This is a genomic window from Pedobacter cryoconitis (genome assembly GCF_014207135.1).
GTDB classification, from domain to species: Bacteria; Bacteroidota; Bacteroidia; order Sphingobacteriales; family Sphingobacteriaceae; genus Pedobacter; species Pedobacter cryoconitis_D.
In genome coordinates, this window is the sequence record NZ_JACHCC010000002.1 from 325,697 (window position 1) to 342,086 (window position 16,390).

A 16,390-nucleotide genomic window follows, 5' to 3' on the forward strand; every position below is an offset into this window, starting at 1 on the left:
TGTGTATTCGGAAAATGCTGTACCCAGAGACTAATACCCTGGATTCTGAATCAGGTTCTGATTGGCTATAATCTCAGGTCTGGGAATTGGATAAAGCAACTGATAGTCACCCGTCCAGGGTTGTTTTATTTTTACAGCCGAAAGAACATCATGTGCCCTTCCTGTTCTCTTGAGATCGAAGAACCTGTGGCCCCACTCTGCAAAAAGCTCTATCTCCCTTTCATGCTCAATAGCACTGATTACCTGATCCCTGGATAGCGTTCCTGGCAAATCATTCAGACCTGCTCTTTTTCGGATCACATTCAAATCAGTAATTGCCTGTCCCAAAGATAAGTTTCCAAGTGTCTGGGCCTCCGCTCTGATCAGGTATTGTTCTGCCAGTCTAAACACTACAGAATACTCTGTGATGGTTCCATTGAACACGGCATTAACCTCTCCGATTTTATATTTATAAGGATGATAGCGTGGTTGCTGAGATACCGTATCAATGAGGCACCACGCTTTTTTTCGCTGATCATTCTCCTCAAAATCACTTTTTAAATCCTCTGATAAATAGGCAAAAACCGGATTCGAAAATAAGGTATATCCTTCTGGAGTTGCGTTTTTATTGATTCCCTGATTAGTTTGTTTTAACTGCCAGATTGCTTCCTGACTTGTTGATAAAAAGACAGTATTCAAATCCGAAGGAAGATTAAATAAGGCGGTTTGACCAATCAGTTCACTGGCCTGAGCTGAGGCATTGACATAATCACCAACATATAAATAGACCCTTGCCAGTAATGCCGTTGCCGCCCATTTGGTTGGCACTATGCGTTCACCACCTGCTCCGGAAAAATCAGAAGGCAGAGTAGATTTCGCATCGAGAAGATCTTTAATCATTTGCGCATACACTTCACTTTTAGGCGTTTTTTTCATGGAGGCCGTTTGATTAAAATCGACCGTGAGCGCCAGAGGTACATCACCGAAAAAATTCACCAGGTAGAAATAGGAAAATGCACGTACAAATTTCGCCTCTCCGGTGAGTCGTTGTTTAATGTTATCATGCAGCTTTGGAGAAACAGATGCAGCAACTCCTTCTACAACAGCATTACAACCGTAAATAGCATTATAAGCCGTTTTCCATATCATCAGTGCCTGGCCGTCGTCGGCCAAAACCCTGTTCAGGTTATACAAATAATAACTACTGGAGGTTGAGCTGCCAACTAATTCATTAGCCGAGAAAGCTCCAAAAATGGTAGACATACCAGTAGCAAACCCATTCAGACCAGTAGCACCATCAGCACTATAATTGATTAACTGCGTATAGACACCTGCCATAGCCGAGCTCGCCTCGCTGTCATTGGCAAATACTTTTGCGGTAGTGATAGAACCTGTTGGATCTGGGATACTGACCAGCTTTTTACAGGAAGAAAAAACAGTAAGCATCATGATCAGCGTAAAGCTGTATATTTTTAGATTTCTTTTGGTCATCATCTGATTATGAATTAAAAGTTTAAGGACATACCACATATAAATGTCCTGGCCGGTGGAAGTGAGCTAAAATCCTGGATATTAGGATCCAGGCCTTTAGCTCCGCTCAGGACAAAAACATTTTGTGCCCGCATATGGATATTCATTGATTTTGCGCCTATCTTTTTGGCTAGTTTTTCATCAAACTGGTAACCAACGGAAAGATTGTTCAGCCGTAGAAAGGAAGCATCCCGGTACATACCGTCTGAAATAGAAAAGTTACTATTGCTGATATCGCCTGTTAGCGTAGTCGGTTTTGGGTATAAAGCATGATCACCTGGTGATTTCCAATAATTCCCAAATACATCGGCAGGTTGGTTTCCTAAATTACCCAGTAAATTTGCAGCATTGAAATATGGGTTAAAACCTATTTGTTTTGTAAAATCAAAAAAACAGCTGACATTAAAGTTTTTAAAGCTAAAGGATGTACCAAATCCACCTGAAAATTTAGGGCTCAGATCAAGGATTACATGCCGGTCGTCATGGCCTGTACCGGTTGGGCCGGTATTGTCCACACCTATCACCCCATCATGGTTATAATCTTCAAATGCGTATTTACCTGTAGCTGGATCTACTCCGATATAATGCAATAGATACAGCGAATTAACCGAATAGCCTACTTTGTAGGTATTGGCGTAAGGCGAAAACTCAATCCCCGGATAACTCGCCAATATATTGGAATTCCTGCCAATATTAAAGTTGACCGACCAATTCATTTTGTCGGTTTTAATAAGCTTGGCATCTGCGCTGATTTCCAGTCCCTTATTCTCCACCATTGCCGGCCAATTGGCTGTAACAGAACTAAATCCGGTATAAACAGGTGTTGTGTATTGAGTGAGTTGGTTGCCACAGCGCTCGCGGTAGAGGGAAGCCTCCAGATTGATTCTGTCTTCCAAAAGACCAAGACTTAGTGCAAACTCCAATTTCTTGGTCACTTGCCACCTGTAGTTTGGATTTACAGCTAATAAACTGACTAATGGCGAAACACCATTATAATTTGGCAGCGTCTTAGCAAGTCCGGGATCTTTTGCCCACTGGGTAAGATATTGATAATCCCCAACAGCATCACTACCAGTAATCCCATAGCTTGACCTGAGCTTAAGGAAGCTGATCATAGAAGGAAGCCAGCTTTTCATCCAGTTCTCCTGAGATAAGATCCATGCTCCCCCCAGGGACCCAAAATCCCCAAACTGATTTCCTGGCCCAAAACGGGACGAACCATCTCTCCTGCCACTAAGATTGACAATGTACTTGTTTTGCAGGTTATAGCTTAGTCGTCCAAATACTCCTGCATATTTGTAATAACCCTTATTGTCAAAGGTCAACTTAACAGGAGCCATCGTTACGGATTCAATAAAATCATCGTTATCATATCCAAGCCCAAAAACACCAGAGGTTTTTGTAACAGTTTTCTGTAAGGATGCCCCTACTAGCGCACTAAGTTCTCCACCCAATAAATTTATTTTATAATCCAGCTTAGGCTCTATGATCCAGTTAAAATTGTTCGTGCTTCCCGAAAAGGCAGTACCCGTTGGGTTACTTAGGGGATCCATACTAGAAATCGGATTGTAATTTCGATTGAAATTCAAAGTCGTATTAAATCCAAAATTGGTAGAAAAAAAGAGGCTCTTCGCCATCTGATAACTTAAAAGCACATTACTGGTAAGCGCATGTGTATCTGAATAGTACCTGCTTTCTAAAGTTGAAAATGGAAAATAAGAAGTATTATAATCACTCCGGCCCCAGCCGGCAAAGTTCAGGTTTCCGGCAGCATCGTAGATGTCTGGTGCATTTGGAACTGCAGTTACCGCATTAGGGGTAGTCAGGGTATTCACTGCAGAATAAGAGTACATCACATTGGCCTGTATTTTAAACTTTCTATCTTGTGTGCTATGCCCAAGACTAAGAGATACAGACGCGACCTGATTGCTTCCGCTATTGGTCAAAATCTCTGCCGATCTGCTATAATTACCACCGATTCTAAAATTAGTTTGCCCATCTCCCCCCGATAAATTCATAGAAACATCTGTCTTTTTCCCAATGTTTCCCCATAGTTTTTTCTGCCAGTCTGTATAACGAGTAGGATCATATAACATTAAATCAGGTGCATTGGTAACGGTAGGCTGGATATTATCATTTTTAAAAGCATCCCTTCTCATTTGCAGGTATTGCTGGGTATTGAGCATGTCATAACCTTTGGCAACATAATTTAAACCTTGTGCTACATCTACTGAAAAGGCCGTAGGTCCTGGTTTACCTTTTTTTGTGGTAATCAGGATAACTCCATTTGCACCTCTTGAACCGTATATCGCTGTCGCATCACCATCTTTCAGTATTTCTATGCTTTCAATATCGCTGGTCCTTAAATTAAATAATGGACTCTGTCCCCCCGTTACAGAAAACCCATTTTGGACTACTCCCGCCGAACCTTTATTGTAATCAGATCCAACTCCAAGATCCAGGTTATTGAGTGGAACACCATCTATAACGTACATTGGATCAGATACGAATTGCGAGCCCATCGTTTTTCTTCCCCGGATCTCTACTTTTACAGGACTGGCCTCGTACCCATTTGTCTGCACTACAGTCATCCCCGGAACCCGGCCAACGAGAGCTAGTAAAGGGTTCATAACAGGTTGTTTTTCCAGCTCTTTCGAAGTAATAGTTACAATATTCCCTGTAGACAAACGCCTGTTGGTTGTTCCGTAGGCCATCACCTGGACTTCATCTAATTTAGAAGTACTCAGTTCCAGTTTAATACCCAAAAGGTTGGCACTTGTCTTAATTTCTTTGGTTACATACCCCATAAATGAAATCTGCAAAATCGCATCTTCGGGAACATCTTTTAATTTGAACTGCCCTAATGCATTGGTCGTAGTACTACGGTTTGTTCCTTTAATCGTTATAGTTGCACCGGACAGCAAATTGTTTTCAGCATCTAATACGATCCCAACAACCTCATTGCCAGTAAAAACGGACACTACCCGATCAATAAGGCCTGGTGCTTTAGCCTGTACAACAATTGATTTTTTTGTAATGGAATAGGTTAAAGGGAGCCCTTTAAAAAGTTCATTTAATGCATATTCTAAGGGAGCATTGGTTAATTTAACATCGACTTTAATTTTGTTCAGGTCTTCATTTTTCCAAAAGAAGCTATAACCAGTTTGATGCTCTATGAGCGAGAAAACATCAGTTAATCTGGCCCTGTTTTGTTTAATATTTACATTTTGTGCATATCCGGTAGCCGATACCTGCATGCAAGCAATGGTTATGATGAAAAAAACGAGTTTCATTACCAAAATGGTTTTACGCATCAACCGGCCTGTTATCCAGGGGATTTTTGCATATGAGTATAAATTCATACGTTTGTATTGTTTGGGTTTGGAATGGTTTTCAAGAATTATTTATCAATCCGATTTTATCGGATCTGGTTGACCCAAACGCAAGTCCGGAGAAAAGTGTCGAAGCCTTCTCCGGGCCTTTTGCAAAGTCAACCTTTGATCTGCCTACCCGCTTTTTTGTAGAGATTTTTTCATTTTGGTTGGTTTGGTTTTTAGGTTATTTAATTAGTTGATTTTCTGATTTAAGCAAAGGCCCAGTTAAGGGGTTACTATAATTGTTCTTCCCTCCAGTCTAAAATGCACTTTACCAAGTTCAAGTACCTTCAGTACTTCGGAAAGGCTATAACTTCTTTCAATTTTTCCAAAAAATTGCTCGTTATTAACAGCACCTTCGTACACAACCTCTACATTATACCATCTGGATATTTGCCGCATTAAGGTTTTAATGTCGGTGTGGTCAAATTTAAACAGGCCCTCTTTCCATGCCACCACATTTGCCGCGTCAACATTAATTATACTGAGCTGATGATCCGGACTTAAAACAGATTGCTGGTTTGGTTTAAGAATAATCCCATTTACGTTAACACGACCTTCAAGGAGAGTGGTTTTAACATCCGGTTCATCAGTATAAGCGTTGATATTAAAATGAGTTCCCAATACTTCAACAACCTGACCGCTCGTGACAACCCTGAATGGTGATTCTTTATGATGAGTAATTTCAAAATAAGCCTCTCCATTTAATTCAACACGTCTTTCTTTCGTTGAAAAGGTTACAGGGTATCTTAAACTTGTTAAAGCATTTAGAAATACTTTCGAGCTGTCTGGTAGAATCACCTGCCATTGGCCACCACGAGGTACTTCTAAAGTATTATATTTTTGTATGCTTTTACCGGAACTTGTTCCTGTTAAATGGTAAATGAGTTGACCATTTGCATCTTTACTGATTCTCACGCCAGCCTGTGCAGCCACATCACCGTTAGTAGCATCGGTGAGGCTTATTTTGCGCCCGTCGGCCAAGGTAAGCACTGCTTTATTTTGGCCTGGCTTAACATCATTTTTAACGACCTGCGATTCAATTTCATTTCTATGACTAAAATGAAATAATGCAACTGTTACAGAAATTAATAATATCACAGCAGCAGCAGCAGCTATCCTGAAATTAAAGCTTACTTTTTTCAGCGTGTGTCCAATACGCCGATCAACATTTAGCCACATGCTTAGTTTTATACTTTGATAATCTAAATCAACAGGAGCACGCTGCTGGATTTCAGATTGATTCACAAACCAGTTTTCGACAAGACGCATTTCCTCCTTTGATGCGCTGCCTTCGTTATATTTCCTGATTAATTCTTCTGCTTGTTCCTCGTTCATTACAACTTATCAGTTTATCCTGATTTATAAGTAATAGCCATGAAATGTGCTCAGGGGGTAGGCCCAATTAAACAAATTTTGCAACAAACTGATATTCAGACAGATTATTTTTAATCTCTTTTCGAAAGTTCAAGAATAATAAGTCCTAAAGGTGCGTAAATGGACAGTTTTGCCCGCAGGACTTTGAGTGCATTATTGATTTGTTTTTTTACAGTTTGATCTGAGAGTCCAAGTTTTTTGGCGATTTCAGCATGTGAAAGATTATCTTTACGACTCAATTCAAAGATAACCTTCATTTTTGCAGGCAAGTTATCAATCTCCCTTTGCACTATAATTTTCAGTTCACGCTCATCGATATCTTGCATGGTTTCCAAGCTTACATCTGAGGCGTATTTGGCCAAAGAAGTGACATGGTCATTTTTTAGCTTATTTCGCTGAATAAATTTCAATACACGGTTTCTGCCAGCGATATAAAGATAGCCAGATAGGTTATTGTTCTCCTGAATCAACTCTGGCTTATCCCAAAACCCAACAAATAAATCCTGAACAAGGTCTTTTGAGGCTTCTTCATCTCTGATCATTTGATTTATCTTATAAAAGATCAGCATCGCATATCTATTATAGATCTCCGAAAATGCTGCGTGGTCCTTATTTTTTAAAAGGATGACCAATTCGGAATCCGTAAATTCAGAATACATTTTCATAAAACCTTAATTGAACGTTTTTCAGCAATTTTCTAAAGAAATAAAAACAAATTAATTAACAATTAGACCCTGGCACTATTTATTAATACGATATTACTATAAAAACTGCTAACAAACCTACATATTGATAAAAAAAACCTGCATCAAAGCGATATTTAACTCATTGAATACTGATAACAAACACTCTGAAAGAATCTTTGACCAATTTGAAATATCTAATCTTCAAAACATAGGCAATGTTCCCCCACTCTCCTTCATGGTACCGGCAAGCACAGCGAACTAACCATATTTAAAAGATTAAGAAATACATTCGGAATCACCAAAATGCCCCAAAACAGATCTGATATAAAAAACATTTAAGAGAATGCAAGAATAAATAGGTATTATTCTCTAGTTTTAGTCCGGCATAATAATTTAATAAAAAACTATGAACACACTCCGTCTAATTGCAGCTTCCGCCCTCTTATCCTGCCTGATATATTCTTGTTCGACTTCCAGAAATTCATCACCTGAGAAGAAAAAGAAACGCAATAAAATAACCACCCTTACTCCTGGCATTGAAAATCCAAGTCAATCTGTGATTAATGCAAGTGGCGACGGGCTGTCGACGGGAATTAATCAGCCAAGGGGTAATGGATCAAGACAAAATGCAACAAACATTGCAAGTGATGCAATTGAAAGAGCGAATGGACTAATTAAAGACAAACAGCAAATACTCGAAACACCTACAGATACAGAACTGATCAATCGAATGATAACAGCACAGCTAATGGAAATTAGTGTGAGTAGCAATGTCCGTCGAACAACCACGAATGCCAAAATTACGGATTACGCTAACCTCATTATTGGGAATCATAAAGAGATATACAAAGAACTGACAAATCTTTCGTCACAAAAAAACATAGTAATTGATGCAGAAATACCGGGAAAAAGCGCTAATAAAACTGATTTAGATTTTGTTAAAACGATGATAGAAAGCAATCGTAACCTTATCACGCTTTATACCTTTGCCAGTAATAATGCTAAAACCCCTGAACTAAGAACATTTGCACTAAAGCAATTACCATTATTGAAAACGCACCTGGAAGCAGCTCAGGAACTAACTAAAGAAGTAAAAACGAATTCCAACCAGTAATTCTATAGTTTTTACGAATGAATAAGCGGGTAGTATTTCACCCAGTCTATTTCCATTTCTACTGGTAGTGTTTTTGGATCTATAGTGCCAACCCATGAACCTCCTAATTGCATATCAAGTAATAGGTAATGCTTTACATCAGCAAATGGAAATTGATTAATTGGCGTCCTTAAATAAGCAAAGGACCTTTTATTGTTCACATAAAAAACAACACTGTCCTGATATTTTTCAACTGCAAACGTATTAAATTCATTTTCATTGAAAGTAACATGTGCGAAACGTTGCGGAACATTTGGGTTGCCATTGGCTAGTGTGTAAGCTGTATGTATTGTCTGATAAACAGCCTTGTCGTAATTCAGATGTTCCATCATATCGATCTCACCGCCTGAAGGATACGTACCCGTTGATTGTACCATCCATAAAGCTGGCCATGCTCCTTTCCCAGAGCTAAATTTTGCTCTGATCTCGATACGGCCAAGATCAAAGTCAACCTTACCTTTTGTAGATATTCCTCCTGTTAAATATGGTCTCGGGTCACGCTTCAAATCTGGATTTACGAAGCCACGTAAAACAAGTTTACCATCACGTATGGCGTAACACTCACTTCTATCACTCATATGTTTATCCCAATCCGAGGTTCCGCCTGAAATTTTTGACCATTTGGAAGTATCAAAGCTACCTGTTTGATTAAAATCCTCTACCCAGGCTGGATGTTCAGAAATTTTCAATGAGTTAATTACAGTCAATCGCTTTCCACCTGATAAATTTGTAACCGGACGCTTCCAGCAAGCAGTAAGGGCAGGCAACAGGAGTAGCATAACTAAAAACGGCCTCTGTCTTAAAGTGATTGACTTCATAATTATTAAGATTATTTTCTGCAAAATATTCATAAAAATAATAGTCGCGTTTTTTTTTCATGCGCAAACGATTGAGCTGTCACCTAAGAAACTTCAATGCCATTTAAACTCGGGGATAGTAAAAATGAGACCTAAAATTTTTTTCCTGCAAAAAAACAGATGGAGTTACCTGCATATACTGTTTGAATTCTTTTATGAAATGATTCTGATCGAAATAACTATTGTCTAAAGCGACAGTAAGGTATTTTTTGTTACCAGTTAACAACAAGGGCTTTATCGTTGCATGGAATCGCGATAATTGCTGAAACTGCTTGGGTGCAATACCTGTTTGTTCTATAAACTTTCTGCGAAAATGTCTGTAGCTGATATTTAAATATTTAGAAAAACGCGCTGATACTATATCACCCTCACTTTTGTATAATTCATTAATGACATGATCCCACAAAGGATTTATGTTGTTGTTCATCGCCAGTCTATTAGTCAGGAACTTTTCCAGTATGCAAATTTTATCCGACAATGGAACGCAGTTACTTATTTTTTCAAATACTTCTTTACCCTGATGGCCCCAGATATTTTGCATATTGATAAAGTGTCCGTTTAATTCGGCCAAAGGAATGTCAGTAAAATGCCTGAACATCCCCGCCCTGAACCGAACAGCGACAAAACCTACATTCTGGGATGGTAGAATAGCTGAAGATGTTAACGAGGAGAAGAAAAGAACATCTGGGGATAATTTCCCCTTATGATCGATGACAAACGGATCTTTATGATGGATGAAAAGTTCAATGCCAGTAGCTGGAGGAATAACAGGCATATAAACTTCGTTTTGCTCTCCATTGTTATCCCAACTCCAATACCTATCGATATAAGGCTTAAGTTCTGTAGACGGAGAAAAAAAAGAAATATTCATAAATTCCGATTCTATCTGCTGTTTCTTGCTACCAAATCTTAGTAACCGACAGGGTTAAGTATTCTTCAAATTTATAGAAATAATTTTTAAGCGAGAGCTGCAATGTCCCCTTTTTACTATCATAGATATTTAACTATATCCAATTTTGCTACAGTAATTAAACAATTTAAAAAAGCAATTCATGGAAACTAATCTAACATTAGAAAAAGAATTCATAATCTCTCAGAAGACATTCTTCGAAGCATTACTTAATAAAAATGCCTCATTTATGAATGAGAATCTTCATGAAGATTTTATTTTCACCAGCCCCCGGGCAGTAATCTTGAATAAAGAGGGCTTTATTCAAAACTTTTGCTTTAATCCAAATCTTACCTTCGAGGTTTTTCAGTCATCAGATGAAAATGCGATCATTATTGATAGTACTTCAATTCTTTATTGCCTGGTACAAGTAAAAATTAGTGAGCAGACAGAATTTTGGGAAAGGATAACATTTGCTTTGATCAAAAAGGATGACAAATGGCTAACATTAACCATGACAGCAACATTTGTACCCTAACAATGATAGCTTCTATTTAACAATTCCACTATAAAACAACTGGCCCAAGTCATAGTTCTAGTCGGTTTCTATTTTATGTTGAACTGGGTTTGAAGAGAGGTTGAACAGGGGTTGAACTGCCTAGACCTAGATCAACCCCTGTTCAAACTCAGTTCAAACCCACTAAAACAGAGATTAGAAACTAAACTTGGTTACAATTAAGTTCATTCTGTCCTATACAACATCAAGATTAATATTTTCTAATAAATTAAAAATCACCGGGTTTAAGACAGACCTTCTAATGATTTTATTTACATTTGATAGCACAATATTGATTAATTCTTAATGATGAGAAAAGCTACCAGAGAAGATAAAAGTCTGATCGTTGACATGCTATCAAAATGTTTTGACGATAATCAAAGCGTGAATTATATAGTTAAACAGGATCACAAAAGAAAACAACGCATCATTTCATTAATGCACTACTCCTTTGAAATATGTCACCTATTTGGAGATGTATTTATATCAGATGACAAAAAAGCCTGTGCTTTAATACTCTATCCCGAACAGAAAAAAATCACTTTAAAAGCGGCAGTCTTGGATCTGATGCTATTGTTGAATTGCATAGGTATCAATAATGCAGGTAAAGCAATGAGCAGAGAGGGAAAAATCAAAGGTCAATATCCAGATGAACCTATTTATTATTTATGGTTTTTAGGTGTAGACCTTGATGAACAAGGCAAAGGCCTGGGAAGTAACCTCCTGAATGAATTAATTAACGATAGTGAAAAGAAGCAACGTTCAATTTACCTCGAAACATCGACCCTAAGAAATATACCTTTTTATAAAAAATTCAACTTTTCTATATTTCAGGAGCTCGACTTTGGTTATAAATTATATATGTTAAAAAGACCAAAAAATCAATAAAATGAAGGTTTTTGGCACAGACATGGACTTGGTGACATTTGTTTTTATAATCCTGGAAACAATCATGTTTATCTGTCAGCTTCTATTTTTCATTCAGAAACCATCTGAAAGAAAGCGTCGCTATTATATCATACTATTAGGCCTTTTAATCATTTATAATATCTGTGGAGGATTATTTCCAGATCCAAATAATAGTGTCCCCATTGTCATCCAAAATATCCTGGCTTATGGAAGCGGCTTTATTATGGCTTGTTATTTACCTTATTACTTTTTTAAAGCTTTTGAGCTTGATAGCTTAAAGTTTCATGCCAGATATGGTGTGACATTATTCCTTTTTACCCCATTTTTATTATTTATCGTAATTGAATACTCATTATTCAGAAACATTGACCGGGCAGTAGATCATAGCGTTATTATTCCTGCGGTTTATTCTGTTATTGTGCTCTGGGCTATATTGCGGGCCATCAGGTTAAAATATAGAGAAGATTACAGACACAAAACTGAAATGCTGTTAACCTATGCCGCAATAGTCCCCTGGGTCTCGATGCCAGTTTTTTCTTTTTATAAGGTTAATCAATTAACCGAAGTCTTATTTACAAACTGTGGTTTTATTATCATTACCGTATTATTTATTTGGGAAGTGATCAAACAATCAAGAATGGATAACCTGATATTACTGGGACTCAATAATGGATCATCCAATAAAACTGAAAACATCAACAACGGACTAATCAGTTCCTTTAATGTAAATTGTGAAAACTACAGATTGACTAGCAGAGAAATTGAAATAGCCATCCTGATTTGTGAAGGTATTAAATATAGAGAAATAGCTGAGCAACTTTTCATTTCCGAAAGAACAGTTACAAAACATGTTCAGAATATGTTTTTAAAAACTAAATCCACAAATAAAACACTCTTGATAAGATCTTTAAGAGGATCTTGATCCCTCATTAAATATAAACTACTCAAAATAAGGTACTTATATAATTACGTATAATTTACGTACTATATAAAACAGTAGCTTCTTAATGAAAAATACTAAATTTTACGTATTTACTGGTTTCCAGTTTCTATACATCTTTGGCATAGACTAATCTATGTTCATGAACAGTAAAATTGATATTCATACAGAAAAAATAATAGAAAGTTACGATGTGCATACTTCGCTGTTTTCTAAAATAATTGAAGGAATTATTGAAAGAGATCTCCATCACTTTATACCCGGCTCTAATCAAATCCCCTGGCTGATTGGAAGTCAGGTTCAACTTCGGTACGAAGCAGCAAGCTGGATGGGTATTAACAAAAAACAAAAGGCAGAAGCCCTGTTTCGTAACAACAAAGAAGTTCAGCATGATATAACTTATCCATCTGTTACCTCCTTCAACGAAGATTGGAAAAGAATCAGTCCTATTTTAAGAAATGCAATCCTGGAGTTAGACGATGAAGATCTGTTTACCTATTCAGAAAAAGAGCCAGGAAAAAGAGGAACATTCTATGATCTTCTTTCACATATTATTCAAAGAGAGACTAACTGTATTGCTATGATTACCTTATGGCGAGGGATACTCACATAAAAGCCTCCGTTACGGCATTACCTTATTGGCGATTTTGTTCTCATTTCTTCGTCAGTTTATAGCTCAGGTGTGTTGTCAAGTCTGATGGTATTACTTCTACAATTTGAATATCATATTTGTCTTTGTCAATATCATCAAACAGCCGGATACCACTTCCTAAAAAAACAGGAGCGATGTGAATGAAAAATTCGTCCACAAGCCCTGCATTGAGAAATTGTTGAATGGTATTGGCACCACCTTGTATTCTTATGTCCTTTCCGTTGGCAGACTGCCTTGCTTTTTCTAATGCACTTTGTATTCCGTCATTGATGAAATAAAAAGTTGTTGTCCCTTTTTGAACCCAGGGTTCCCGTTTTTCATGTGTCAGCACATAAACATCTGCTTTATATAAATCTTCTGCCCAATGGACTTCCCCTTCTTCAAACATTCGCTTTCCCATAATGTAAGCACCTGTTCTTGCAAACACATCATCAATTAATTTACTGTCTGCACCATACTCTTCACCGCCTTCCATATTGATGTGTTTCCAAAATGCTTTTTGTTTAAACATCCAGCTGTGGATTTTTGGTGAAACACCACCCATTGGGTTGGCTGGACTTCTGTTATCACCTGCGAAAAAACCATCTAATGATATTCCGCTGTCAAAGATAATTTTGCTCATAATTTTTATTTATCGTCTGTTAAAGTTGATTTGTTAAGAGACTGTAATATTTAAAATTTCATCCTGTTTAACGTTGATCTTTTTTTCAGAGGAGATAATTAAAGATGTTCCCTCCTGAGTAAAACTAACCGGGACTTGCACAGTACCACATAACATCAGCACTGACTTTACCTTTCCCTTGTTCATTTTTTCCAATGAAATTTGCTGAATTTGTAATTCCCCGTATTTCATTTCCAATTGATGGACCTGTTTAAGTCCCTCCTGTTTCTGCATATAAGTTCCCCAGCCGCTAGCTGACGTAAACGGCGCTTTGAAATCCTTACTGTTCCATTTTGGCGCAAAGCGGATGTACCCCTTTGGGCCATGATATTCAAACCCACAGGCTGCTATAAAAGTCCCGTAACTCGCCATAGCCCTCGCATAATGATCGCTACACTCAATTTCATTAAATGGGTTTCTCTTTGCAGCATGATAGCGCTCCTGAATGACCCGGGTTAAAATAAGGCTCTCTTCAACCAGGCCTTCAGCCATCAAATGTGCAGCGACCTGATGTTCAAAACCGCTCATACACTCATGAAAGTAACCTAATTGCCAACCTACATTCTCACCAAAAGGCTTCGCCTCATTATGTGGATTAGTATTCATCACCATCCCTCCTTCTCCCGAAAGCGCATACGGACGTCCGCCAATATGAGTTTTAATATAAGGTCCTACATCCATCGTAAAATTGTATTTCCATAACGCTTTTAAAGCCGATAAGGTTTTTTCTTTATTCAATACCCTTGGCAACCCAACTTGAAAAGCCCAGCTTTGTCCATATACCTGGTCGATATGACAAGTATTATAAGATCCTAATTTTTGGCGACCCTGAACAGAATCCGGACGATGGATAAAGTATTCTCCATTAAAAAGCTCCTTTTCCATATTGCTACGCCCCTTTGCTACATAACGCTCGCAAATCTGGGCAAATCTGGCATCATTCATTTCTACCGCCATAGCATGACCAGCACTTGCAGCAGCAATACATAAACCTACAATCCAGGCAATTTCCCCTTCCCAGACAGCATCCAGTGTATTTTCCATCGGCGTGTCTGTCATCCCGTCTCCGTTTTTATCCTGATCCAGCATAAACTGTATAGCTTTCTTGATCTTAGGCCAGTTTGTACTTAGAAAAGCATCATCTTTACTCATCTGATGTTCACGGTAAAAACGCAATACTGTTCCGGCCTGTCCATCAATTGCAGGACTGGTTTCATTCTCACCCCTAAAGAGTATGGCCCCACTTTCTTCTTTAAAACCAAGTCCAATATCTACCCGCTCACGAAGATCTCTTTCCAGTTCCGGAAAGATCCGTGCTACGGCTTGCGCATACTGCCACACGTGTGTACAGGTCCCGGCACATGCTCCGACTCCTTCCCAGCTCCAGAATCTTCCATCTGCAAAGCGGTAGGTATTAGCTGTAGCTAAAGTTCCAATATTGACAAACGTGCGTTCCAGAAACCAATGGGGTAAACTCGAATTATTCCATGTAGTGCACCACAACTCTGTGTTGTCTGTTAATTTTTGAAAATTGTTTTCCAGATACTGACTTACCTCATTCGCATCTTTAAATCTTACAGCATAATAGTATCCGTCCTGTGCATCCTTCACCAACTTTTTAAGCTTAAGATTCAGGTTGTTAAAATGCCAGCTGATCGAATAATCTGCATAAAAAGATTGACCAGGATCAATTTCACCAGATAAGCTTAATCCACCCACTAATTTTTCAGGTGCTTCAACTGTAGCCACATCAATAAAATTCAGTCCAAAATGTTCTTCAGTCACAGGCCAGACATTGATTGCTGACTGAGCTTTTGCCTGCTTATGGTGCAATGTAAAACACATTGTCCCGGTATCGGTTGCATCTTTAATTGTCCCTTCAAATTCAGAGTGAATTTTGACTGCTTTTGAAGTAGAAATAACTGTGTTTTTACGTTTCCCAGTATTTTCTTTGCCTGATAGCTTATTTACTCCATTCTCCATCCAGCCTAATATTGATACAGTCACTGGACTATGGGTTTTGTTTTCCACTTCTAACCTCAATATAGTTGCAGGTAATGAAGAGCTTTCTTCGTCCAGCGGAATAAAAGGTGAGTATATCTTTAAACTAACAGCAACAGGAAAGTCTTTACTGATATAACTGATAATCGCCATTGGATAAGCCGGTTTGAAAATAACTTCATCCCAGTCGGCTTCCTTCAGTTCTTTGAGATAGGTCTTTTTATTGACCACAATTTTTACGGCAAACCCCTGTTCCAGAATCCGAAGATTATCAGCTATTGCCGGCTCTATATAAGCTGATCCATCCCTTGAACGTATTTTCCTTAAAGATGTACCATCATTCCAACTGACCGTCTTTGGTTCTATTCCTTCATTTGAGTCTTCAAAGGTTTCATTATAGATTTGCCAGAGCCATAACCTGCCATCGCCACCAGCATAAACAGTACCCGCATGCAGCCCCCCGGCTGGCATACCAATATATTTAAGCTCGTTTTTACTTTTATAGTAAGCAGTAGCCTCGCCACGATTATAAAGGGAACTAACCCATAATGGGTCAAGATTTTTGTTTTCAGGGATGTTATGTAATGGATATCCGTGGGCAAAAATACTTTTAGCCCAGACAGGGAATTGCAAAGCAAAAATACCCAGGCTTAAGAGTCCGGTTTTCTTAATAAAATCTCTGCGATCAATCGAATTCTTATCCATAATTAAATATAGTACTAAACTAAATCAATTTAATTATCCGATAATGAATATGCCAAAATCACATACTATTACAGTTAAATCATAAAATGAAATATCTTAATGTAAGACTGTTTGTACACCA

The 16,390-nt window shown here is 38.1% G+C and carries 13 protein-coding genes; 5 read left to right on the plus strand and 8 right to left on the minus strand.

Going from position 1 to position 16,390, the window contains the following annotated elements:
* Positions 1 to 30: 30 nt before the first annotated feature.
* The 4 genes from HDF25_RS04395 to HDF25_RS04410 form a co-directional block, all read right to left on the minus strand.
* Positions 31 to 1,473 carry a RagB/SusD family nutrient uptake outer membrane protein gene (locus HDF25_RS04395; RefSeq protein WP_184623164.1) on the minus strand — a complete coding sequence of 481 codons (1,443 nt, stop codon included), beginning with the start codon at positions 1,471 to 1,473 and terminating at the stop codon, positions 31 to 33.
* An 11-nt stretch (positions 1,474 to 1,484) separates the two neighbouring features.
* Entirely contained in the window at positions 1,485 to 4,871 is a 3,387-nt protein-coding gene (locus tag HDF25_RS04400) for a SusC/RagA family TonB-linked outer membrane protein (RefSeq protein ID WP_184623166.1), read from the minus strand.
* Between the two features lie 237 nt (positions 4,872 to 5,108).
* On the minus strand, positions 5,109 to 6,221 hold the full coding sequence (locus HDF25_RS04405; protein WP_184623168.1) for a FecR family protein: 1,113 nt from the start codon (positions 6,219 to 6,221) through the stop codon (positions 5,109 to 5,111).
* Between the two features lie 110 nt (positions 6,222 to 6,331).
* Positions 6,332 to 6,925, minus strand: coding sequence for an RNA polymerase sigma-70 factor (locus HDF25_RS04410; RefSeq protein WP_184623170.1), 594 nt, complete (start codon positions 6,923 to 6,925; stop codon positions 6,332 to 6,334).
* Between the two features lie 427 nt (positions 6,926 to 7,352).
* Here HDF25_RS04410 and HDF25_RS04415 point away from each other — a divergent pair, with 427 nt between their 5' ends.
* Complete coding sequence (locus tag HDF25_RS04415) at positions 7,353 to 8,060, plus strand: DUF4142 domain-containing protein (RefSeq protein WP_184623172.1); 708 nt, start codon at positions 7,353 to 7,355, stop codon at positions 8,058 to 8,060.
* A gap of 11 nt (positions 8,061 to 8,071) precedes the next feature.
* Here the strand turns inward: HDF25_RS04415 and HDF25_RS04420 are convergent, their stop codons facing one another.
* Positions 8,072 to 8,917, minus strand: a complete 846-nt coding sequence (locus HDF25_RS04420) for a glycoside hydrolase family 16 protein (protein WP_184623174.1) — start codon at positions 8,915 to 8,917, stop codon at positions 8,072 to 8,074.
* A gap of 103 nt (positions 8,918 to 9,020) precedes the next feature.
* The gene (locus HDF25_RS04425; protein ID WP_184623176.1) at positions 9,021 to 9,827 is read right to left on the minus strand and encodes a helix-turn-helix transcriptional regulator; all 807 of its coding nucleotides are present in this window, start codon (positions 9,825 to 9,827) and stop codon (positions 9,021 to 9,023) included.
* Positions 9,828 to 10,008: 181 nt separating this feature from the next.
* Between HDF25_RS04425 and HDF25_RS04430 the strand changes: the two genes are divergently transcribed.
* The 4 genes from HDF25_RS04430 to HDF25_RS04445 all read left to right on the plus strand — a co-directional run bounded on the left by HDF25_RS04430 (position 10,009) and on the right by HDF25_RS04445 (position 12,863).
* Positions 10,009 to 10,383, plus strand: a complete 375-nt coding sequence (locus HDF25_RS04430) for a nuclear transport factor 2 family protein (RefSeq protein WP_184623178.1) — start codon at positions 10,009 to 10,011, stop codon at positions 10,381 to 10,383.
* 324 nt (positions 10,384 to 10,707) lie between these two features.
* Positions 10,708 to 11,289, plus strand: coding sequence for a GNAT family N-acetyltransferase (locus HDF25_RS04435; protein ID WP_260409317.1), 582 nt, complete (start codon positions 10,708 to 10,710; stop codon positions 11,287 to 11,289).
* A 1-nt stretch (position 11,290) separates the two neighbouring features.
* Positions 11,291 to 12,232, plus strand: coding sequence for a response regulator transcription factor (locus tag HDF25_RS04440; protein WP_184623181.1), 942 nt, complete (start codon positions 11,291 to 11,293; stop codon positions 12,230 to 12,232).
* A gap of 160 nt (positions 12,233 to 12,392) precedes the next feature.
* Entirely contained in the window at positions 12,393 to 12,863 is a 471-nt protein-coding gene (locus HDF25_RS04445) for a DinB family protein (protein WP_184623184.1), read from the plus strand.
* A 40-nt stretch (positions 12,864 to 12,903) separates the two neighbouring features.
* On the opposite strand, the gene HDF25_RS04450 is transcribed toward HDF25_RS04445, so the two are convergent.
* Positions 12,904 to 13,524 (minus strand): dihydrofolate reductase family protein, encoded by a 621-nt coding sequence (locus HDF25_RS04450; RefSeq protein ID WP_184623185.1) that lies wholly within the window; start codon positions 13,522 to 13,524, stop codon positions 12,904 to 12,906.
* A gap of 33 nt (positions 13,525 to 13,557) precedes the next feature.
* Positions 13,558 to 16,269, minus strand: a complete 2,712-nt coding sequence (locus HDF25_RS04455) for a GH116 family glycosyl hydrolase (RefSeq protein ID WP_184623186.1) — start codon at positions 16,267 to 16,269, stop codon at positions 13,558 to 13,560.
* Positions 16,270 to 16,390: the final 121 nt, after the last annotated feature.

Coding starts and splice junctions, on each gene's coding strand:
- HDF25_RS04395 (WP_184623164.1), bottom strand. CDS start 1,473: ATGATGACCAAAAGAAATCTAAAAATATACAGCTTTACGCTGATCATG.
- HDF25_RS04400 (WP_184623166.1), bottom strand. CDS start 4,871: ATGAATTTATACTCATATGCAAAAATCCCCTGGATAACAGGCCGGTTG.
- HDF25_RS04405 (WP_184623168.1), bottom strand. CDS start 6,221: ATGAACGAGGAACAAGCAGAAGAATTAATCAGGAAATATAACGAAGGC.
- HDF25_RS04410 (WP_184623170.1), bottom strand. CDS start 6,925: ATGAAAATGTATTCTGAATTTACGGATTCCGAATTGGTCATCCTTTTA.
- HDF25_RS04415 (WP_184623172.1), top strand. CDS start 7,353: ATGAACACACTCCGTCTAATTGCAGCTTCCGCCCTCTTATCCTGCCTG.
- HDF25_RS04420 (WP_184623174.1), bottom strand. CDS start 8,917: ATGAAGTCAATCACTTTAAGACAGAGGCCGTTTTTAGTTATGCTACTC.
- HDF25_RS04425 (WP_184623176.1), bottom strand. CDS start 9,827: ATGAATATTTCTTTTTTTTCTCCGTCTACAGAACTTAAGCCTTATATC.
- HDF25_RS04430 (WP_184623178.1), top strand. CDS start 10,009: ATGGAAACTAATCTAACATTAGAAAAAGAATTCATAATCTCTCAGAAG.
- HDF25_RS04435 (WP_260409317.1), top strand. CDS start 10,708: ATGATGAGAAAAGCTACCAGAGAAGATAAAAGTCTGATCGTTGACATG.
- HDF25_RS04440 (WP_184623181.1), top strand. CDS start 11,291: ATGAAGGTTTTTGGCACAGACATGGACTTGGTGACATTTGTTTTTATA.
- HDF25_RS04445 (WP_184623184.1), top strand. CDS start 12,393: ATGAACAGTAAAATTGATATTCATACAGAAAAAATAATAGAAAGTTAC.
- HDF25_RS04450 (WP_184623185.1), bottom strand. CDS start 13,524: ATGAGCAAAATTATCTTTGACAGCGGAATATCATTAGATGGTTTTTTC.
- HDF25_RS04455 (WP_184623186.1), bottom strand. CDS start 16,269: ATGGATAAGAATTCGATTGATCGCAGAGATTTTATTAAGAAAACCGGA.